Below are 19,600 nucleotides of genomic sequence, written 5' to 3' on the forward strand. Positions count from 1 at the left end.
AAAATAGAATGTAGTGAAAAGCCGTCTCTTTCGAGGCGGCTATGAATTTTACACGTTCCTTTGCTAAAAAATATAGGGACGAGTTTTCGTCTTTAGTTTCGTAATTCCTTTAAAAGTTCCGCATTACCCGTGATCGCAAGTGCGGAAGCGAGTCCTCCCATCATGGCCCCGGCGACGCCGGGAGAAGCGGCATCGGCTCCCGTAAGATACAATCCTTCTATCGGAGTTCGAACGTTAAACCAAGGACATTCTTCCTTTTTGTATCGTTCTGGAACACAAGCCAAACCGTAGATGGCTCCGTCCGGATGCGAAGTGAAATGTTCGTTCGTGATCGGAGTAGAGAGTTCGGAATACTCCACGATATTTCTGATCCCCGGGAAACGGGAATCTAAAGTATTTAGGATTCGCTCCGTGATTTTCTCCTTGAGTTGTTTGTATTCTTCTCCTCTTCGTTTCCAAGGTTCCGATTTCCAAGCGGAAAAATGTTCATAGTCCGTGAACGTGATCACATCCATCGTATGACTTTTGGCTTCCGGGTTTTTCAAACTTGGAAAGGAAAGATATAGATTTGGGATATCCCCGTCCGCGCCGATCCAATCGTTTCTTTCCGAGAAATTTTGATCGTGATCGCTCGAAGAAAAAATCCAATAATTCTCTCCTTTAAAACCGAACTTCGCAGGACTTTCGGATAAACCGAGATAGAGACAGATGCTCGTAGTCATCTTTTCTTTATTATAAAATTCTTTTAGACTTTTACGAAAAGAGATCGGATGATTCTCAGGGATCAACTTCGTATAAGTCGGATACGCTCCCGCACAGGAGACGACGACCGGAGCGAAAAAATCCCTTTCCGATCCTTCACCTCGAAGAGCCTTCGCCTTTACTCCGATGGCCTTCCCGTCTTGTATTAGAATTTCTTTAACTTCTACTGAAGAAAGAACCGCTCCTCCGGATTCTTCAAGAATCGGTTCGATCGCGTCGAAAATTTTCCCGGCTCCTCCGATCGGATAATAACCTCCGTGTAGATAATGTTGAACGAGAGTCGCGTGCATCGCGAAGGCGACTTTTGACGGAGGTAAGCCGTAATCTCCCCATTGCGCGGCGAGAATTCCTTTTAGTTCTTGGCTACGAAAGTTTACGTCCAAGTATTCTTTCAGAGTGAAAATTTTTGAATCTCCTAAAAGACCGGCAACGGAATCCAGAGGAGGAGGGACAAGACGCATCATAATCGATTTCCCAAATAGATTCGATGTCTTTTTGATATCTTTAAAATAACGATCGATCGCTTCGGCTTCCTCCGGGAATTGATCTTTCAGATCGGCCTTGAATTTCTCCGGATCTCCGTAGATGTCGAAAGAAATGGAAGGGAAAATCAATTTTTCGAACGGTTCCGCGATTCGTTTCCAAAGAACTTTTTTTCGGGTGATCTTATCCGAAATTTTTCTACAAAGTCCTTCCTCCTGCATGTCTCCGACGTAGTGAATGCCTACGTCCCAATGATATTTCCCTTGTTTTCTCTGAAACTCATGTGTGAATCCCCCGGGTTGGGAATGTTTTTCAAGCATTAGAATTTTTTTTCCGTAGGACTGGGCCAATAGGCTTGCGGCACAAAGGCTTCCCATTCCTGATCCTATAAATATTATATCGAATTCGGTTCCAACTTGATTGATATTCATTGACAAAAATCTCCTGAATTGTTTGAATGTAATCATCTATTACATTAAGAATTAAACTAGAAAGTGTAATGTAATAAACGTCAACATGAAAAATTCGCCGGAAAAAATTTCCTATCACCATGGGGATCTGAAAAAAGCGCTTTTGGATGCCGCTCTTCGTATTCTGAAGGATGAGGGTTATAAGGCTTTAAGTCTTCGAAAGGCGGCGACGTATGCGGGTGTAAGTCAATCCGCACCTTATCGCCACTATGAGGATTTGGAATCCTTGTATGCGGACATAGCAGAGGAAGGTTTTCGGATGCTCGCAGAACGCCAAAGAAAATTGCAGGTTAAGTATCGAAAAAAACCTCTTTTGCTCTTTCGAGAAGCTGGGGTTTGTTACGTTGAATTCGCTTTGGAGTCTCCGGATCTTTTTCGGATCATGTATGGGAATCAGATCGAGAGCCATTCTAAATATAAATCCTTGGTGAAGACGGAAGACGATTCCTTTCGGATCATCGTCGAGATCATTCGCGATTGCCAAAGAAGCGGAGTGATTCAGACCGAAGACGCGGTGAGTGCGGCGACTTCTGCTTGGACTCTGGTTCACGGAATTGCGGTTCTTTTGGCGGGAAAGCAGGTAATGTTTCGTTCCGTTGATTTGAAGGAGGCGAGAAGAATCACAAAAGAACTGATCCATTATCTTTATAACGGTATGAAGTCGGATACGAAGCCTTCCAAACATTCTCTTTGATTTTGCGAAACGAATTCTTCTTAAATGTATGATGGAACAAAGTCGGAGTTAAGAATCCGATTTTAATCTGGAGTTGTAACTTGGAATTTCGGACGAAGGATTTTTTAGCAACATTCTTAGTGATTGTGTAGTTCAAATCCTTATTCTTCTTTCTATTTCTTTCGTCTCAGTTTTTTCTTTTTTTGCCGCCGCTTTCGTTCTGTGACCTCCTTTCTTGTGAGTTTTGACAACCTTTTCAAATCATTCTTCTCCTCCAAAACGATCCTTTCAGAACAATCGTTCCATGAAGCGGTAAAACTCGCGTTCGTACAAGAAAGGAATTCCATGTTGGTTTCTAATTTTTTGTTGACATGCAGGTAAATACCTGCATAAAATTTTTGTATGCCCAAAGAAAAACCAGGGGCTGACAAAGTGTTTAAGGCGTTGGCAGATCCGAATCGTCGTAAAGTTCTCGATCTTCTTTTTGCGAACAACGGACAAACTCTTTCGGCTCTTTGCGAACATCTTGATATGCAGAGACAATCGGCGTCGCAACACATTGACGTTTTAATCGACGCGGTTCTCGTAACGGTGGTATGGAAAGGTCGAGAGAAACTTCACTTTATAAATCCCGTTCCGATTTACGAGGTCTATGAACGATGGGTAAAAAAATTTGAACAAAAGCGTTTACGACTTTTAAACGATCTGAAAACGCAACTCGAAGGAGAGAACGATGAAGAAACCTAGTTTTGTTTATGTAACTTACATAGAGAGCACACCGGAGAAAGTTTGGCGCGCATTGATCGATACGGAGATAACGCATCAGTATTGGGTGGATCCGTTTTCCGATAAACCCGCGCATGTAAACGTTTCGGATTGGGAGCCCGGTTCGGAATGGAGGCACGAGCGTGTGGACGAAGCTAAGACGATCGATATAAAGGGAAAGGTTGTTGAAAGTATTCCGCCTCGTCGCCTCGTTCTTTCCTGGGCGAGACCGAGTGAAATGGAAGAAGAATCAAAACACTCTCGTGTGACCTTCGATATCGAACCCTATGGCAAAGGTTTGGTTCGTTTGATTGTGACCCACGAGGATCTGGATGATCAGATGTACGCAGGAATATCCAAGGGTTGGCCGATGGTTCTTTCAAATCTAAAAACTTTTCTGGAATCCGGCCGGGCTTTATCACAACAGACAAACACGATCTAGTCGTATTCGATTTTTGAATTCAGAAATCTCAAAAACTTATCTTTGGAGAACCATTATGGATCAGACTTATTCCGGCGGTTGTGCTTGCGGCGATATTCGTTACAACATTTCCGATGAACCGATTTTTATGAATGATTGTCAGTGCCGTGATTGTCAACGTATGAGCGGAACCGGTCATGGATCGTATCTAACGTTTCCGTCTAAGACGAAAGTAAATCTGTTCGGGGAAGCGACTCGCTTTGATATGCTTGGAGATAGCGGGAATAAAAAGACCGGAGGATTCTGCCCCAGATGTGGCTCTCCAGTGTATCTAACGTTTGAAGCGATGCCCGAACTATTTACGGTACACGCGGGAAGTCTTGACGATCCAAGTCGGTTTAAACCGCAGGTTGTGACTTACGCCTCGCGCGGTTATTCTTGGGACCACCTCGATCCGTCATTGCCCAAATTTGAAAAGATGCCTTCGGCATAAAAGATTCTGATCGATCGGATTTATTTTTGATAGAACAAAAAACTCCCTTTCGTAGAGTTTTACTCTCTGCGAATTGGAATTTGAAAGTTTAACAAGGAAAGGTGGTTGCGAAAAGATGAAACTAAAACGAATGGACAACGTGAGTATCGTTGTCGAAGACCTGGCGGCTACGATCGCCCTTTTTGCGGAACTTGGTCTTGAGCTGGAAGGACAAACGCGGGTCGAGGGAACTTGGGCGGACCATATAGTAGGGCTAAAAGGAATGCAAGTCGATATCGCTATGATGCGTACTCCGGACGGTCACAGTCGATTGGAGCTGGCAAAGTTCATTCGACCGGAGGCGATCATACCAGAGCCGAAGAATCCGTCCGCGAACACGTTAGGAATTCGTCGAATCATGTTTGCCGTCGAAGACCTTAACGAAGTTCTGATCCGCCTTCAAAAACACGGCGTCCAACTCGTCGGCAAGGTGGAACAATTTGAGAATAGTTATCTACTCTGCTACCTTCGGTCCCCAGAAGGTTTTCTCATCGCGCTCGCCGAGGAGCTCGCGTAAAACGTGGCTCGTATATACATCACCCGTTCTCAAAAATGAAACTTTGAATTATAATTCTTACAAAGGATTCAGGTTATGGTGAAAAAGGAAAAACAAGGATCGAGATCCTCACAAGAGAAACCAAAGATATTTACGACTTCATTTGCCAGCGTTTATCCTCTTTATATTCAAAAAGCGGAAAGAAAGGGACGAACGAAAGAAGAGGTAGATACGATCATTTGCTGGTTAACGGGTTACGTGGGAAAAGAACTTAAAAAACAAATCGAGAAGGGAGTGAGTTTTGAAGAATTTTTCGATCAGGCTCCTCAAATGAATCAGAATGTGACACTCATCAAGGGGATGATCTGCGGATATCGGGTGGAAGAGATCGAAGACGATCTTATGCGTAAGATTCGTTACCTGGATAAGTTGATTGACGAATTGGCAAAAGGGAAGTCGATGGAAAAGATACTGAGAGGTTCGAATCCGTAACGGATTTACGATCCATATAAGAATGAATTCGCATATCACGGTATTGATCGATCGTTTTACGAATGATATCGATTTCCAATTAAGAAAGGCGCTTGAACCACATCGTCTCGATGAAGACAGTCTCCAATCGATTCGCGCGCATCATTGGGACTATTGGATTTTTCCCTCGGAGCACCCTTTGGATGACGGGGAACTAAAATCAAATTACCTAAAAACGGATCCGGAGATTCTAAACAATTCCAGTTATATCAGAAATCTTCCCGTTGATTATCATACTTCGGGTATCATTCTTCTCGATGGATCGTGGATCGATCTGCAAGATTTTGGCTGGCGCATGAGGAAAGAACCTTCATCAAAGAATGATCGTGCCTGGAAGAAATGGATACAACAACTAAAGATCTATTTGAATGAAAACAAAGAACAAATCTGTGTTCAAGTAATCGTTCACTGTTGAAATAGGATTTCTTTCTCAATACGAAACAATCGCAGAATTTTTTTCTCGACTGCCTTTCTAACTTTCACGAAGTTATATCCTTATTCGGACCATCCGTTCTTTAGAATCTTAAAGAGTGTTTCCAGTGTGACTCGAGGATGTGGAGAATCGCTCGCCCTGTAGAATGCATCGGAAATGAAGTGTGCGATGGACGCGGCTTCCACCTCGCCTAATTTGTTCTTAGCCTCTTTTCGAAGAACCTTTGCAAGAGAGTTCTCATACCGCATCATGATTTGTCTTTCATAGATAGAAAGCTCCGGCGTAGATTTGATCAGTTTTCTAAAATCACGAACAAGTTTTCGATTTGCCGGATTGAACGCGGGATTCTTTAATCCGAACTCAAGAAGAGAATCCAGAATGGAAATTCCTTTTTTTCGAGAGACGACTGCTTCAATCAGTCGTTCCTCTCTCTCGACGTCCTCGTCAAAAACAAGAGATTCTTTATTTGAAAAATAGTTGAACAACGTCGGCACGGAAACGTTGGCTAGTTTTGCGATTTCCGCGGTGGTAACCTCGTGATAGCCACGTTCAATGAAGAGTTTGGTCGCCATATCGGAAATGGCCTTGCGAGTCTGTTGCTTTTTAAGTTCTCTTAGTCCCATAAAAAATCCTTTTTTACCGATTCTGATTTTAAATTTTATATTGACTTAAATATTTTAGTCAATATAAAAATAAGAAGAATTTGTATCCCGACCAAAAAATGGAGTTCACAATGCAAAAAAAGGAACATACTCCGATTGCAATCATAGGCGCCGGCCTTGGCGGCCTAACACTCGCCCGAGTCCTTCACGTTCACGGTATCAAGTCGACGATCTTTGAAGCGGAGATTGGAGCTGACGCTCGTAAACAAGGTGGAATGCTCGATATTCACGAAAACAACGGACAGATCGCTTTGAGGGAAGCGGGACTCTTTGAACAATTCCTCGAGATCATTCATAGGGGAGCGCAGGCGACACGGATATTCGATAAAGACGCTTTTCTTTTGCTGGAAGAACACGACGACGAAAAGGGAAGTCGCCCCGAAGTCTTGAGAGGAGACCTTCGTCGGATTCTTATCAATTCGATTCCTCCCGATACGATTCTCTGGGGACACAAGTTGAATTCTGTGTCTTCGTTTGGAGATGGAAGACACGAGATAACGTTTACAAACGGTTTGTCTGTGACAACGGATCTACTGGTAGGAGCGGATGGCGCTTGGTCCAAAGTCCGCCCGCTTCTTTCGGATGCGGTGCCGGAGTATATCGGGACGACTTTTATCGAGATCTTCCTCGAAAATTGTGATACTCGACATAGAGCCAGTGCGGACGTTGTCGGCAAGGGAGCGATGTTCGCATTGGCTCCGGGAAAAGGAATCGTCGCGCACCGCGAACCCGATGCGGTATTGCATACTTACGTGCAATTGAATCGACCAAAAGAATGGTTTGAAACCATCAACTCCTCCGCACCGAAGGATGCGTTAGTTGCCATTGCTCAAGAATTCCAGGGCTGGGCTCCGGAACTAAGATCGCTCATCCTTAACGGAGATACAAATCCGGTATTTAGGCCGATTCATACGCTCCCTTCCAACCATCGTTGGGACCGAATACCAGGAGTGACATTGCTCGGCGACGCCGCACATTTAATGGCGCCTTCCGGAGAAGGAGCGAATCTAGCGATGTTAGACGGAGCCGAACTCGCCAAAGCGATCGTATCCAATCGCGGAGACCTGGGAGCGGCTCTCATCTCCTATGAAAGAGAACTTTTCTCTCGTAGCTTTTCGGAAGCGGAAGAATCGAAAGTCATTCTCGATCTTTGTCTCGGTCCGTACGCTCCACAGAGTTTGGTAGAATTTTTTAACGGGGTAAGGTCCGTTAGCAATCCAATATATTAGGAAATAAGAATGAATCATAACGAAAAAAGACAGAATTACGACGTTATCATATCAGGAGCGGGACCGGTAGGTCTCTTTCTCGCCTGTGAATTGGCGCTCGCTAAGTGTTCTGTTCTCATATTAGAGAAGGAGGAGAATACGAATTCTTCCTTAAAACAAATTCCATTCGGAATCAGAGGGCTTTCGACGCCTACGATCGAAGCGCTTTTCCGTCGCGGTTTATTAGAAAAACTTGAAGTACACAAACGTTTGAAGAATCCACACTCGAATGGTGGAGAAGGCGCACGTCGTCAGGTCGGGCACTTTGCGGGAATTCCATTTTATGAAGGTGATATAGACACTTCGAAGTGGAAGTATCATCTTCCGAGCTCGACCGCAACGAGTTTGATTTCAGAAATGCAGGAACTGGAAAATATTTTCTCCAATCGCGCGGAGAACTTGGGAGTAACGATCAAACGAGGATTCCCAATCACGGACTTTCATCAAACGGGTGACGAGGTCATTGTTCAATCTGGAGATCGGTCTTTTCAAACAAAATGGCTCGTAGGTTGTGACGGGGCGCGAAGCGTAGTTCGTAAGTTAGGCGGCTTTGAATTTGCTGGTACGGAGCCGGAATTCACCGGTTACAGCGCGAAGGTGACGATCGCAAATCCGGAGAAGCTCAAGCCGGGAAGAAACGTGACGGAGAGAGGTATGTATTTGCAATCTCAACCGGGTTATCTCGTGATACAAGATTTTGACGGAGGAGTCTTTCATGATTCGGGAAAGAAAGTCTCTTCGGAAGATTTGCAAGAAGTAATCCGCCGTGTCTCAAACACGGACGTTACGATTCATTCCTTAGAAACCGTCACCACTTGGACCGATCGAGCAAGACAGGCGTCGTCTTATCGCAAAGGACGTATTTTTTTAGCAGGGGATGCGGCCCACATTCATTCTCCACTGGGAGGGCAAGGGCTCAACCTCGGATTGGGGGATGCCATGAATCTTGGTTGGAAACTCGCGGCTACCATTCAAGGAAAAGCGCCTCAGGGTTTGTTGGAGACGTATCAAACGGAGCGATATTCAATCGGAGCGCAAATCCTGGATTGGTCACGGGCACAAGTATCCATTATGAAACCGAATCCGGAGACGCGTGCAATGAACGCAATTCTTCGCGACCTTATGGGAACTCGGGACGGCGCCACTTATTTTGCCGGCAGGGTTTGGGGGGTATTTACTCATTATGACTTTGAAAACGTCGATCCTTTCGTTGGTCGTAGCGTTCCTAATTTTGAGTTCGAAGATGGCCATACTATCGGTGAATCCATGTTAGACGGGAAAGGTATTCTGCTGGACTTTCGCATGGATACTTCCCTCAAAACGTTTGCGACCGGATACGAAGATCAAATAAAATATGTTTGTGGTCGCGCCAAAGAAGAATTGGGTCTGAGTTTGGTTTTGATTCGACCGGATGGAATCGTAGCTTGGACTTCAGACAAAGGAGCGGATTGCGCCGAACTCCAACCCGTCGCGGATCGCTGGTTCCTTCGTCATTCTAAAATCAAAGGTTAAAGTAGGAACGGGATCGGATCTACGAGTTTTAACTTCCATATTAGGAGAGAATCGGATTTGGTATTTAGGTAATAGAAGAAATAGATTGTATGTCTTTAGAAAAAATGAATACACGATTTGCGAAGATGTTTTGACCGAAGATTCGAACTTCGTCTTACTATTTTTCGCCGGTTGTAACGCTTACAAAATGGTAACCTTCTTCGGACTGTGGAAATACCAGCTCCATCCCTTATCGGTTCGAATTCTTTTTACTCATGAAAAACAAATTTCGGTTCAAAAAACGTATCTCAAGTATTCGTAAACGTGTTACGCATAGGATGGATTGCAAGGATGTTTTGTGGAAATCGGTCCATTCCCTTCCGAACGAAACGAGTAACGAATTATTTTGATAAGAAAGGCCATTCCGGTGGTTGGAATTTGTATCGAAAGGTTCTGAAGAACTTCCACAAATTTAGTCTGCGAGGACGCGATAAATTTTGACAATGTTCTGAGTGTTTGTGTCTAATACGAGACGATTTCGTAATCAGCCAAGGACTCTTAGAGTGCATTGGTGCTTTCGAATGAAGATGAATTTGAAAAAAAGGTTCTGATTCAATCGAATGAAAAGATTCTAAAACGATATCTCCAGAATTAAAAAACAAAACTTGAGGATAACTAGTGTTTAACATTACGTCGATTTACCAAAAGAAGGAAAATTATCGTTTTGATTTTTCTTATTATTTAAACGTTCACATGCCAAGATCGATTTCTCTTCTTTCTAAAGGGAAGGGGTATCGTGGAGTATCGGTCGAAAGGGGAATCGATCTTCCAAATGGACAATTAGATTCTACTTTTGTCGCCGTTTGTAATTATTACTTCGACAGCGCCGAAGATTTTTTGAACGCATTCTTACCGCACGCTCAGGAGTTACAGGACGATATAAAAAATTATACCGATATCGTTCCGATCAATCAGGTAAATGTCGTTGAGATCCCGTTAGCCTCCGAGGGGGAACGGTAAATTTCCGATTCACCTTAAAAAAACGAAATCAAAGATCGCATGGAAAACCGGCCATTCAATCAGATTGCAAAAAGTTACGATACGAAGCAAAGGAAAGAATTAGCGAAAGTAATAGTGCGTGCGATCCAAAACGAACTAAAAGAGAGGAGAGTGAGGACGCTATTAGATTATGGGTGCGGAACGGGTCTTGTCGGTTTAGAGTTATCGCCTCTGGTTGATAAACTATTCATGGTGGACTCGGCTGAACCAATGATTGAAATCGTAAAGGAAAAGATCTTTCGCGCAAATATAAAAAACGCCGAGCTGATTCATTCCGATTTTGCTAAAGTACCCGTACCCGTTTTCGCCGATGTGATCGTAGTTTCCTTGGTTCTCCTCCACATTCGTGAAGTTCGTAAGATGCTTACCTATTTTTATTCCGCCTTGAATGAGAACGGGAAATTAGTGATCGTTGATTTTGATAAGAATGAAAAAGTCAATCACCCGGAAGTTCACAACGGTTTTGATCCTGCAGATTTGAAATTCTTACTTCACGAGGTCGGGTTCAAAAAAGTAGAAATTAAAACAATTTATCATGGTAAGAATATTTTCATGAACCAAGATGCATCCTTATTTCTTTCTTCGAGCAGGAAGTAATTCTGCTTCGACCGAATGTCGCTTGATTTCCGCGTAAATTCAAATCGGTTTCGAAAAGTAAGAATCCCGTTTTAAATCGAGACATCCACAAATTCGATGTTCTGCGGCTCCTCCAACTTTGCCAGAATAACCAAAGAACTCCTCGTAATAAACAAAAGAAAGTTCCGGCGTGGAGAAGCTTACTTTAAGAATCTTAGTCCGTTGACGTTTTCCTCCTAGATAAAAAACGATCAATGAAAAAAGGAATCTTCTTTCTTTTCCCTCGCTTCTTTAAATTTTAATAGAGAAACAAAATGCGCAACAGCAATGACCGGAACGCCGAATGTGGGAATGAGAACCAAAGGAAAGGATGCGATCAAATTGGATGGAACGTTCTGAAAAATGAGCCTTTGTGGCCCATCAGCTGAAAGCGTGCCTAACGTGATTGCGGCCGCAAAATCGAGAATTCCGATACAATGGAAAACCAGAAAAAATCGAGGTGCATAAAACGTATTTCGATGGATCGCCCACAATAAGAATGGCGTCAAAACCGCGACCAAACAATCTCCTAAGGCCGCGCTCGAAGCGAAAATACTCGGCAATTTATTTTGGAAGTAGTAGAGGAGGAATATCATTCCGATCAAACGTACCAGATGAATTTGAATGAGGCTTTGTTGAGGGATCGAGAGTAAAAAATTTCTTAACTTGGATATTCGAGAAATGGCAATCGGACCTAATATCAGAGGGAGCATCACCGTGGCTCCGACCGGAATCGGAGAATGTTTTGCGGGTGTAAAAACCCTATTTAAGGAAAGGAGAAGAATGACTCCGAACCAAACGACAAGAAAGAGGCAGAGCAAAAGCGCCCCTTTCGGGTTGAATGTGAAAAGCCTTCCGGTCGCAAGGCCGATTCCCAAAAACAGGGAAACTAGTATCCCAGCAGTCTCTAAATCAAAGGACATAAGATCCTCCTCAATGTTCGGTATAAATTCTAAAGTGTGTTACTATTAAAAATATAGTAACTATATAATAAAAAGTAACTTGACGAATTCTGTCAACTGATTTTTGTCAAACCTATGGAAAGATCGTATCAGTTGGATTGCCCGGTCGCGCGGACTTTGGATTTGATAGGGGAACGTTGGACTTTGTTAATTCTTCGAGATTTTTTTATCAAAGCCGAAGTTTTGCGTTTTGGTGATTTTGAAACGTCCTTATCGGGTATTACTCCCGCAGTACTTTCCGCTCGACTGAAAGAGCTTGAAAAAAAGGGAATCATCGTTCGGAAATTGTATTCCGAACATCCGCCGCGTATGGAATACCGTTTGACCCCGTTTGGAAAAACGTTAGGCCCGGTTCTTAAATCCCTGCGTGAATGGGGTCTAAAGCATACAAAACGTTAGTCGCAAAAAAGAACTTGATCGAACCGAGGACAAAGTGAAGTCTCGAGAACGAATAAAAGAGGGTAGTAGTATATTCCTAAATCGGAATATTCTAACTCTTTGAAGTGGAGAAAGGAAAAAGAAGCCGACTTTCATTGTCGGCTTCAATTCGATCTTGATCTAAAAAAGGATTCTATTCCGGAACGATTTGGCCCGAACCGCCGATTTCTGCCGGAAAATCCTTGAGTTTGGGAAGTCCGTCTTTCATTCGCATCACGGTTTCCGGATAGTTCACATGGACGGCCGGAGAAAACGGAAGGCTCGGAATGGTCGCCGCGTAAACATCGGTGAGACCGAACGTTGGATGAACCGTAAGAAGATGTCCTCCGCACTTGGTGCAGAATTGACGGTCGCTCGTGGGATTCTTCGTGAACTTTCCTAAAAATTCGGCACCTTTTGTCACCTTTACGTTCTCCGGTTTCCAGAGAGTAAACGCGTTTACGGGGGATGCTGACCAGGATCTGCAGGAATTGCAATGACAAAACCCCATGGCCTCGGGCATTCCTTTCACTTCAATTTCAACGGAACCACAAAAGCAGGTTCCGGAATGTGTATCTGTCATAAAATTCTTCCTTTCTTAAATTGGAGTCACTGTTTGTCTCGATCATTAATGAGTTGCTCGACTAACAAAAATAGACTAAATGTCTATTTAGAACAAGAATTCCTTAAAATAGACGGATCATCTATTTTAAAATGAGGCGAGGATGAAAAAAAGACGTTATTCCAAATCGGCTTATGAAGACATTTTAACGACCGCAGACGACCTTTTCTATAAGAAAGGATATTCGGCTTCCAGTCTGGCTGAAATTCTCTCCTCTTCCGGTTCTCATAAGGCCAGTTTTTATCATCATTTTCCGACGAAGTCGGACCTAGCCAAGGCATACATTCGTCGAAGAACCGATCATTTTTTGGAATCAATGCAGACCTTGATGGATCGAAATTCCGATTATAAGAAGTTCGCAAAGGAATGGGTTCGAGTTTTGAAAGTGCAAGCGCTCGAAGGAGAATTGCAAGGTTGTTCGTTAGGAAATCTTAGAACGCAGGCGCTTATGGACGAAGAATTATCCGAAGAGATCAAAGTTTTAACGGAACGTTGGTTGAAAGCGGTTCATTTATTTGTCGAAAAAAATAGAGAAGAGGGACGGATTCCCAAGTCCGTAAATTCGGAGACGGTTGCAAAAAGATTCTTAATTTCTTTTGAAGGAACGGTGCAAATGTTCCAACTAACAGGTGATATATGGTATATAGAACGTCTGGAAACGGAATGGCTGGCTTCTGTGGAATTGGATAAATAATAATCATTCGATTTGAATTTGTTTGCGTGAAGGTGTGGTCAGGAAAACGATTCCGAGGATGCCTGTTTAAAATCCGAGCTCTGTGGTTTTCGAAAAATTCTGAAAAAGTGCAAGGAAGAATTCTTCCTTCGCGAGTTTGAATTTTCGGTTGAAAAGAAGAAGTCGATTTGTCTTCGCGCAAAGGAAAACAAAAATTCAAACGTCTTTTTGAAAAGAGAATGTTTTGGAAAGAAGCGCGATTCGGATTCCGAAAAAAAATGTGTGAGCTCCTACGTCGAATATACTTTTTTCTTGAAAGAATTAGGATTTTCTGATAGAGAAGAACCTCCCGCACATTTCCGCCACCCGCCCCTCCACCCAAAAATTAGGGTGGGGCGCGATATTTACGGAAAGGCGTCGTTGTTCCGACAATTTGATTCTCAGGTTGAATTCATTTGATAACTCAGTGAGAATTCTATACGCTCTGTCTTAGGATGGCAAAAATGAAATATTACGAAGATTTTCACGTTGGAGAAGAGATTACGTTAGGCGGCATTACGGTCACTCGCGAAGCAATTCTTGATTTTGCAAAACGATTCGATCCTCAGCCGTTTCATATCGACGAAGTAGCCGCAAAAAGTTCCATGTTCGAAGGTTTGATCGCGAGCGGTTGGCATACGGCGAGCATCTGTATGCGTCTTTACGTGGATTCGGTTTTGAACGACTCTTCGAGTATGGGTTCTCCCGGTGTGGACCAATTGAGATGGAAACGTCCGGTTCGCCCCGGAGATACCCTTCACGGAAAATTCACAATCCTGGAAAAGAAACCCTTTCGTAAGGGAATCGGACTGATCAAAGGGAGAGCCGAATTATTCAATCAAGATGGAAAACTTACGATGATGTTCATCGGCAATGGAATGTTCGGAACCAAAGACTGAGTAAAAATTTGCATTGAAAAGAAGAAGCGGGCCACCAGTTTCAGTTCGATTTTTTTCCGCGTTGATCCGAAGTTTCCATTCCAATGGCACTCATATTCAATTTGGAATATAATGGAAATGGAATGTGTTTAATGGGAAATTAAGGAATTTTTTCCGAATCAGGAGGCCCAAGAAATCCTTCCACAAGAGCGGCCGTGATCGCTGGAAAAGAACTTCCATCCTGATACTGAATCGCTTCTCCTAAATAATCGCCGTGTCCGCCGGGTAGAATGAGAAGGCGAGCATTTGGAATCTTTCGCGCCAATTCAATCGCGTGTTCCGGTCTACCGATGTCTCGATCCCCTGTGACAATGAGGGTCGTCGCTTTAATGGATCCGATATCTTTGTCGCTAACGTCACTAAAATTGATCATCCTTTCACGATCTTTCTCGAACATGGTATAGAGTTTTTTGGGATCCGGATTTACTTTCAAAAACGCGTCTTTCAGAGCCTGTGGCATCGTTTCGAAAGTTGCCTTTTTCATAAAGTCCCAAAACTGCGGGTAGGCGCCGCTTTTTTTTGTAATCGAGGATGCAAAGACAAGTTTTCTAACAAGTTCCGGATGTTTTAGTGATACTTGTAAGGCGACACTCGCACCGTTGCTAAAACCGAATAGGTCCACTTTATCGATCTTTAGATATTGAAGAAGGGAGACAACATCTTCCGCTGATGTCTCGAATCGAACCGGTCCTTTCCGATCACTCGTTCTCCCATGACCTTGTTCGTCTAAGGCGATCACCTTTCTGTGTTTTGCGAAGATAGGAAGCACTTTGCTAAAGGTCACTTCGATCGTAGAGCCACCTCCATTTAATAAGACAAGAGGAATCCCGTCGTTCTTACCATGAATCTCGTAATACAACTGGATGTCATCGATCGGTACGAGTCCCTTTTGTGTAGGTTCTGATTTCATGAAGGAACGTTCTCTGATTGAGAGCGGATCCTTTGTCGAACAACTTACGGCGAATAAGAATAAGGCGATACAAATAAGAATAGGAAAGTGTTTCATTTTTTTCTCCGTCTTTTATTTTCGCAAGAATTCCGTGATTTTATCTAAAAGCGCCATCGTACCTTCTTTTCGAGAGAGCAAACCTTCTCTTCCGATCGTCCCATCTAAGAATGCGACTTGTTCCGTAAACGTCAGCATCGTCTCGTCCGAACTTATACTTTCGATTTCGACGGAGGCGATCGAAATCGAATGAATATTTTCTCCCAAATACATTTGATAGGTAAATACGATTCTTTCATATGGAAGAATATTATAATATTCTGCTTTATAAAGAGTTTCTTTCCCGTTTGGGAAACGACCATGAAGAATTTCTTTCCCTCCGACTCGAAAATCAAGTTCCCTTTTTACGACGCTCCACTCTCCCGGTCCGATAAACCACTGAGCTTTGGAATCTAGATTGCTCCATGCGGAAAAAACAGTTTCGGAATCCGCTTGATAGATTTTTTCTATGCTGAATATTTCATGCGCAACTTTAAGTTTCTGCATTTTACTTCTTCCTATCTTTTTTGGTTCTTTCGAGAAATTCTCCCAATCGATCAAGATTTATTTCCCACATCTTGCGACGTTGATTGAGCCAGTCTTCGATCAATTCCAAGGAGCGCGTTTCGATTTCGCAGGAGCGCACGCGTCCGACCTTATGCGTTTTGATGAGTCCGCTTTCCTCTAAAATTCGAATATGTTGAACTACGCCTGCCATGCTCATATTTAGGGGTTCGGCAAGCTCGCTGACGGACGCTCCCTTTTTGCTCAAACGTTCCACGATAGCGAGTCGGGACGGATCCGAAAGTGCGTAAAACACTCGATCTATCGGCGTAGAATGGTTAAGCATATTCTTAAGTATTTCTAAGCGGTAAAATAGTCAAGTATTTACTTAACTATTTTACTCGATTTTGAGATGGGTATGCCGAAAAGTTTCTTTTTCTTTCGTGCCTTAAGGTGATAGTCCGAATGGAAGAGGAATTCTTTCGTTTCGGAGCCGATCTTCTAATAAAATATTCTTATCTTCCGCTCAAAGTCTCATTACATCCATTAGACATTCCGCTTTTTTGTTTTTGATTGAGCTACTTTCGGTGACAAAACTTAAAAACGTATTCAACGAAGGGTTTTTATTTTCGGAGATCCAGAACACGGAAACGGGCAGATATAATTTTTTGATCGGAACAAATTGAGTTTCGGAGGGAACGAAATTCTGAGCCCCCAGGATTGTCAGAGATAAACCTTTTCCGGTGGCGACCAAAATAGGACAACTTTCTCTTTCTTTTTTTAGATATACTTTCGGCTTGATTCCGCTCTGTTTGAAGAGCTGCAAGATGGTATCATAAAAATTTCCGGTTTCTTTTTTAGGATGAAGGATGATCGTTTCGTCTTTTAATTCTTTGAGTTCGATTTCTTTTCTTTTTGCAAGAGGATGTTTTTTGGGAACTAAAACTCCGAATCCTTCATCGTTTACCGAATGTCTTTCGATTCCTTCCTCCGTTACGGAACCTTCCAAAAAACAAACGTCGAACCGACCCGATCTTAGACCCTTGAGGATTCGATTTCTCGATTCTTGATGGAGTTGAAATTTTAACTTAGGAAATCGATCGCGAAATTCACCGATTATCTGCGGGAGGCTTGCTAAAAAGGTGGTGATCGAAAAGCCGATACTGAGATTTCCCGATTTGAGTTTTCCGATGGACCGAATTTCCCTTTCCAGATGATCCATTCTGTCTATAATTTCCCTTCCTTCTTTCAAAAGATAAACTCCCGCTCCGGTTAACTTTACTTGTCTAGTCGTTCTTTCAAAAAGTTTTGTGGAAAGTTTTTCTTCTATGGAAGAGATCAAACGTGTCAGAGGAGGTTGTGATATCCCGAGAATTTCCGCGCTCTTTCTAAAGTTAAGTTCTTCCGCGACTACTATGAATGACTTTAGTTTGGTTAGATCCATTCCATATTGATACCAAAATAGTATCAATAAGTCAATTTAAATAAAAATAAATTCAAAAAACGTACACTTTATTCTTATTAGTCTTTACTTTTTAGTATCGCCTCGTCTCAATTTTATATAGGATCGATTTGAATTTAAAAAAAAGATCAAAACGGAAAAATCGATTTTGAGAAGTTAGTTTAAGACACATGCGTTATGCGCATTTCAATTTCTTCTGCTGTTCGATTTCCGTTGATTGTTAGGAGGATAGGATGAAATTTGATTATGAAGTTTTGATTATCGGCGGCGGACCGGCGGGGTTGAGCGCCGGAATGTCCCTAGGTCGTATGAGTAGAACCGCTTTGGTCTGCGATGATAGTCGTCCTCGCAATGCGCCGTCTTCTCATCTGAATAACTTTCCGACAAGAGACGGAATTCACCCGGCTGAGTGGAGAAAAATGGTAAGGAAGGACTTGGAAAAGTATAAGTCGATTCAATTTTTTGAGGGATCCGTCTTATCCGTTGAAAAATCCGATCTTGGTTTTGTCGCAACGTTTTTATCCGGAGAAATTTTTCATTTTCGGAAAGTCATTCTTGCTTACGGTGTAGAAGATAAGCCGTTGCCTGTGCCCGGTTTTCAGGAACTCTGGGGGAAATCGATTTTTCATTGTCCTTATTGTCATGGCTTTGAAATTCGAGGTTCCCGCTTAGGTTTGATTTCCAATAACGAGCTGACGTTTCATATGTTACCGCTTGTAAACGACCTTGCTTCCGATCTCATTCTTTTTACGAATGGGAAGGCTTTTTTTGGCGAGGAGGAAAAAGGATTATTAAAACGTAATAGAGTTAAATTGATTGAAGAGAAAATTTCCGGTTTTCTTTACGAAGGAGAAAGGCTGAAAGCGGTTTCTCTCGAAAACGGTGAAGTTGTGAAAAGGGAAGCGGTTTTCTTTCACCCAACGTTCCCGTTTGCGCTCAAATCCCGGATCGGCGAAACCCTGGGTTGTGAAAAAAACCAGTTCGGTTTTTATAAAGTGAATGAAAGAGGGGCGACCTCTGTCGAAGGCGTTTTTGCCTGCGGAGATAACGTGAGTCCCGCCCATTCCGTCTTATTGGCATCTGCTTCGGGTGCTACGGCTGGAGCCGGAGTCGTCTCGGCGTTACTGGGAGAAGAGTTTACGAAGAATTTAGCCGAATAAGAATGTTTAGCTCCGTATTTCGAAGAATCTCTTCGTTGTTTAAGGAGAATGAGGACTTCCTTCGGAAAACGTATGAAACGAGTTCTCTTTTCTTTTTACGATTGTGTAAAAGGAAAGGTCAAGAAGAACGAAAACTCATCTGTATGGACTTGCATAGAACGTGATGCGGAATGGATCTTATTTCTTCGCTCGATTCAAATGGGCGATTGAATTCTTCTTTCATCCGGTGGTTGGAATTCTATTCCGTATTAGAGGTCGTCTTGAACTCACGGATTGTTTCGTTCATGGATTCGTTTTTCAATTCTCGGAAAGTCGTTGGGATTGTAATCAATTTCCACCTCCTTTCGAGAAGCGATAAAATCGACTTTGCTCAGGAGGTGCCTTTCATTCTCTACGAGGTTCTTCCGTTTAGAAAATTCTCATTCTCACCGTGCAGGCGCCGTCTTGGTCCGGACGTGGCGCGATCAATCGGTAGTTAAGAATAGTAGAATATTCTCCTGCAACAAAATAGTTTATGAAGAATTATAGGAAATTCCTTAAAATCGATCGTGTGAGGCCGCCAACGAATAGGCTCTACCGTCCTGCCATAAGGTTTCTAAAACGGAAGCCAAAACAGGGGCATTCCAAACGGTTTGAAAATTGATTTTGATTTTGATTTTCGGATTGGAATCGGCAAACAAATGCAGGTGTCCTTCTTGAGAATACTTTCGGAGATCTTTCCATTCCACGAAATGATCCTCGTTCTTTTTAAACCATTTCACGACGTGCATGTTGACTCCGCGAGGAGTGATCTCTAAATTCTTCACCTTATACGGTCTTCCGTTCTCTAAATTTTCGAGCGCTTCTTGGGCTAACTTTTTAGTTACATGTTCCCAAAGAGAATCTATGATTTGAAGATATCGATCCTCGATTTTTTTGTTGGTCACAAAAATACGAAGCGATTGAAATCCGATTTGAATCGTCTGATTTTTTCCGTCTTTGAGTCCGATCGAGTAGATACGATTGGCCTTGATCCCGTTGATGTAGAGTTGAGTGATTCCGTATCGGATCTCTTTGATATCATGACAGCGAAATTGTTTATCGCCGTATTGAACGTTTTTCGAATCGATCCGAAGTCTTTTTTGAAACGGATCCAAAATGCTTCTTCTGAGGTAAAGATCAATGTCCTGAGTCATCT

Annotated in this window: 25 protein-coding genes; 16 read left to right on the top strand and 9 right to left on the bottom strand. The window is 42.8% G+C overall.

Annotated features, from left to right (window positions below; translation table 11 throughout):
- Window positions 1-92: 92 nt before the first annotated feature.
- A complete protein-coding gene (locus tag DLM75_RS16035; protein WP_118969499.1) occupies window positions 93-1,676 on the bottom strand; it encodes a phytoene desaturase family protein in 1,584 nt (527 codons plus the stop codon).
- Window positions 1,677-1,761: 85 nt separating this feature from the next.
- Here DLM75_RS16035 and DLM75_RS16040 point away from each other — a divergent pair, with 85 nt between their 5' ends.
- The 7 genes from DLM75_RS16040 (at window position 1,762) to DLM75_RS16070 (ending at window position 5,548) form a co-directional block, all read left to right on the top strand.
- Window positions 1,762-2,409 (top strand): TetR/AcrR family transcriptional regulator, encoded by a 648-nt coding sequence (locus DLM75_RS16040; RefSeq protein WP_118969500.1) that lies wholly within the window; start codon window positions 1,762-1,764, stop codon window positions 2,407-2,409.
- Between the two features lie 381 nt (window positions 2,410-2,790).
- The gene (locus tag DLM75_RS16045) at window positions 2,791-3,135 is read left to right on the top strand and encodes an ArsR/SmtB family transcription factor (protein ID WP_118969501.1); all 345 of its coding nucleotides are present in this window, start codon (window positions 2,791-2,793) and stop codon (window positions 3,133-3,135) included.
- A complete protein-coding gene (locus tag DLM75_RS16050; protein ID WP_118969502.1) occupies window positions 3,122-3,595 on the top strand; it encodes an SRPBCC family protein in 474 nt (157 codons plus the stop codon). The genes DLM75_RS16045 and DLM75_RS16050 overlap by 14 nt, the downstream gene beginning before the upstream one ends.
- Before the next feature lie 55 nt (window positions 3,596-3,650).
- Window positions 3,651-4,067: a GFA family protein gene (locus tag DLM75_RS16055; protein WP_118969503.1), complete on the top strand. Its 417-nt coding sequence runs from the start codon at window positions 3,651-3,653 to the stop codon at window positions 4,065-4,067.
- 115 nt (window positions 4,068-4,182) lie between these two features.
- Window positions 4,183-4,623 carry a VOC family protein gene (locus tag DLM75_RS16060; protein WP_118969504.1) on the top strand — a complete coding sequence of 147 codons (441 nt, stop codon included), beginning with the start codon at window positions 4,183-4,185 and terminating at the stop codon, window positions 4,621-4,623.
- A 75-nt stretch (window positions 4,624-4,698) separates the two neighbouring features.
- A complete protein-coding gene (locus DLM75_RS16065) occupies window positions 4,699-5,094 on the top strand; it encodes a DUF2200 domain-containing protein (RefSeq protein ID WP_118969505.1) in 396 nt (131 codons plus the stop codon).
- A 22-nt stretch (window positions 5,095-5,116) separates the two neighbouring features.
- Window positions 5,117-5,548 carry a hypothetical protein gene (locus DLM75_RS16070; protein ID WP_118969506.1) on the top strand — a complete coding sequence of 144 codons (432 nt, stop codon included), beginning with the start codon at window positions 5,117-5,119 and terminating at the stop codon, window positions 5,546-5,548.
- Window positions 5,549-5,628: 80 nt separating this feature from the next.
- On the opposite strand, the gene DLM75_RS16075 is transcribed toward DLM75_RS16070, so the two are convergent.
- Window positions 5,629-6,189, bottom strand: a complete 561-nt coding sequence (locus DLM75_RS16075; RefSeq protein WP_118969507.1) for a TetR/AcrR family transcriptional regulator — start codon at window positions 6,187-6,189, stop codon at window positions 5,629-5,631.
- A gap of 110 nt (window positions 6,190-6,299) precedes the next feature.
- Here DLM75_RS16075 and DLM75_RS16080 point away from each other — a divergent pair, with 110 nt between their 5' ends.
- From DLM75_RS16080 to DLM75_RS16100, 5 genes are all read left to right on the top strand, one after another.
- Window positions 6,300-7,457 carry an FAD-dependent oxidoreductase gene (locus DLM75_RS16080; RefSeq protein WP_118969508.1) on the top strand — a complete coding sequence of 386 codons (1,158 nt, stop codon included), beginning with the start codon at window positions 6,300-6,302 and terminating at the stop codon, window positions 7,455-7,457.
- 9 nt (window positions 7,458-7,466) lie between these two features.
- Window positions 7,467-9,008, top strand: a complete 1,542-nt coding sequence (locus tag DLM75_RS16085) for an FAD-dependent monooxygenase (RefSeq protein ID WP_118969509.1) — start codon at window positions 7,467-7,469, stop codon at window positions 9,006-9,008.
- 130 nt (window positions 9,009-9,138) lie between these two features.
- Window positions 9,139-9,309 carry a hypothetical protein gene (locus DLM75_RS24280; protein WP_158586481.1) on the top strand — a complete coding sequence of 57 codons (171 nt, stop codon included), beginning with the start codon at window positions 9,139-9,141 and terminating at the stop codon, window positions 9,307-9,309.
- A gap of 356 nt (window positions 9,310-9,665) precedes the next feature.
- Window positions 9,666-10,007, top strand: a complete 342-nt coding sequence (locus DLM75_RS16095) for an EthD family reductase (RefSeq protein ID WP_118969511.1) — start codon at window positions 9,666-9,668, stop codon at window positions 10,005-10,007.
- 39 nt (window positions 10,008-10,046) lie between these two features.
- Window positions 10,047-10,643: a class I SAM-dependent DNA methyltransferase gene (locus DLM75_RS16100; RefSeq protein WP_118969512.1), complete on the top strand. Its 597-nt coding sequence runs from the start codon at window positions 10,047-10,049 to the stop codon at window positions 10,641-10,643.
- Between the two features lie 230 nt (window positions 10,644-10,873).
- Here the strand turns inward: DLM75_RS16100 and DLM75_RS16110 are convergent, their stop codons facing one another.
- The gene (locus DLM75_RS16110; RefSeq protein ID WP_118969514.1) at window positions 10,874-11,584 is read right to left on the bottom strand and encodes a hypothetical protein; all 711 of its coding nucleotides are present in this window, start codon (window positions 11,582-11,584) and stop codon (window positions 10,874-10,876) included.
- A 114-nt stretch (window positions 11,585-11,698) separates the two neighbouring features.
- Between DLM75_RS16110 and DLM75_RS16115 the strand changes: the two genes are divergently transcribed.
- The gene (locus DLM75_RS16115; protein WP_118969515.1) at window positions 11,699-12,022 is read left to right on the top strand and encodes a winged helix-turn-helix transcriptional regulator; all 324 of its coding nucleotides are present in this window, start codon (window positions 11,699-11,701) and stop codon (window positions 12,020-12,022) included.
- A gap of 172 nt (window positions 12,023-12,194) precedes the next feature.
- On the opposite strand, the gene DLM75_RS16120 is transcribed toward DLM75_RS16115, so the two are convergent.
- Window positions 12,195-12,623, bottom strand: a complete 429-nt coding sequence (locus DLM75_RS16120; RefSeq protein ID WP_118969516.1) for a GFA family protein — start codon at window positions 12,621-12,623, stop codon at window positions 12,195-12,197.
- A gap of 142 nt (window positions 12,624-12,765) precedes the next feature.
- Between DLM75_RS16120 and DLM75_RS16125 the strand changes: the two genes are divergently transcribed.
- The gene (locus DLM75_RS16125; RefSeq protein ID WP_118969517.1) at window positions 12,766-13,356 is read left to right on the top strand and encodes a TetR/AcrR family transcriptional regulator; all 591 of its coding nucleotides are present in this window, start codon (window positions 12,766-12,768) and stop codon (window positions 13,354-13,356) included.
- A gap of 482 nt (window positions 13,357-13,838) precedes the next feature.
- Window positions 13,839-14,273: a MaoC family dehydratase gene (locus DLM75_RS16135; RefSeq protein WP_118969631.1), complete on the top strand. Its 435-nt coding sequence runs from the start codon at window positions 13,839-13,841 to the stop codon at window positions 14,271-14,273.
- 139 nt (window positions 14,274-14,412) lie between these two features.
- Here DLM75_RS16135 and DLM75_RS16140 read toward each other — a convergent pair whose 3' ends face one another.
- From DLM75_RS16140 to DLM75_RS16155, 4 genes are all read right to left on the bottom strand, one after another.
- Window positions 14,413-15,222, bottom strand: coding sequence for an alpha/beta fold hydrolase (locus DLM75_RS16140; protein ID WP_241547949.1), 810 nt, complete (start codon window positions 15,220-15,222; stop codon window positions 14,413-14,415).
- A 111-nt stretch (window positions 15,223-15,333) separates the two neighbouring features.
- Window positions 15,334-15,804, bottom strand: a complete 471-nt coding sequence (locus tag DLM75_RS16145; protein WP_118969520.1) for an SRPBCC domain-containing protein — start codon at window positions 15,802-15,804, stop codon at window positions 15,334-15,336.
- Between the two features lies 1 nt (window position 15,805).
- The gene (locus DLM75_RS16150; protein ID WP_118969521.1) at window positions 15,806-16,147 is read right to left on the bottom strand and encodes an ArsR/SmtB family transcription factor; all 342 of its coding nucleotides are present in this window, start codon (window positions 16,145-16,147) and stop codon (window positions 15,806-15,808) included.
- Between the two features lie 180 nt (window positions 16,148-16,327).
- The gene (locus DLM75_RS16155) at window positions 16,328-17,245 is read right to left on the bottom strand and encodes a LysR family transcriptional regulator (RefSeq protein WP_118969522.1); all 918 of its coding nucleotides are present in this window, start codon (window positions 17,243-17,245) and stop codon (window positions 16,328-16,330) included.
- A 251-nt stretch (window positions 17,246-17,496) separates the two neighbouring features.
- On the opposite strand from DLM75_RS16155, the gene DLM75_RS16160 reads away from it, so the two are divergent.
- Window positions 17,497-18,423, top strand: coding sequence for an NAD(P)/FAD-dependent oxidoreductase (locus DLM75_RS16160; protein WP_118969523.1), 927 nt, complete (start codon window positions 17,497-17,499; stop codon window positions 18,421-18,423).
- A 536-nt stretch (window positions 18,424-18,959) separates the two neighbouring features.
- Here the strand turns inward: DLM75_RS16160 and DLM75_RS16170 are convergent.
- Window positions 18,960-19,598 (bottom strand): hypothetical protein, encoded by a 639-nt coding sequence (locus tag DLM75_RS16170; protein ID WP_118969525.1) that lies wholly within the window; start codon window positions 19,596-19,598, stop codon window positions 18,960-18,962.
- Between the last annotated feature and the right edge of the window lie 2 nt (window positions 19,599-19,600).

The organism is Leptospira stimsonii, assembly GCF_003545885.1.
Taxonomy (GTDB): domain Bacteria; phylum Spirochaetota; class Leptospiria; order Leptospirales; family Leptospiraceae; genus Leptospira; species Leptospira stimsonii.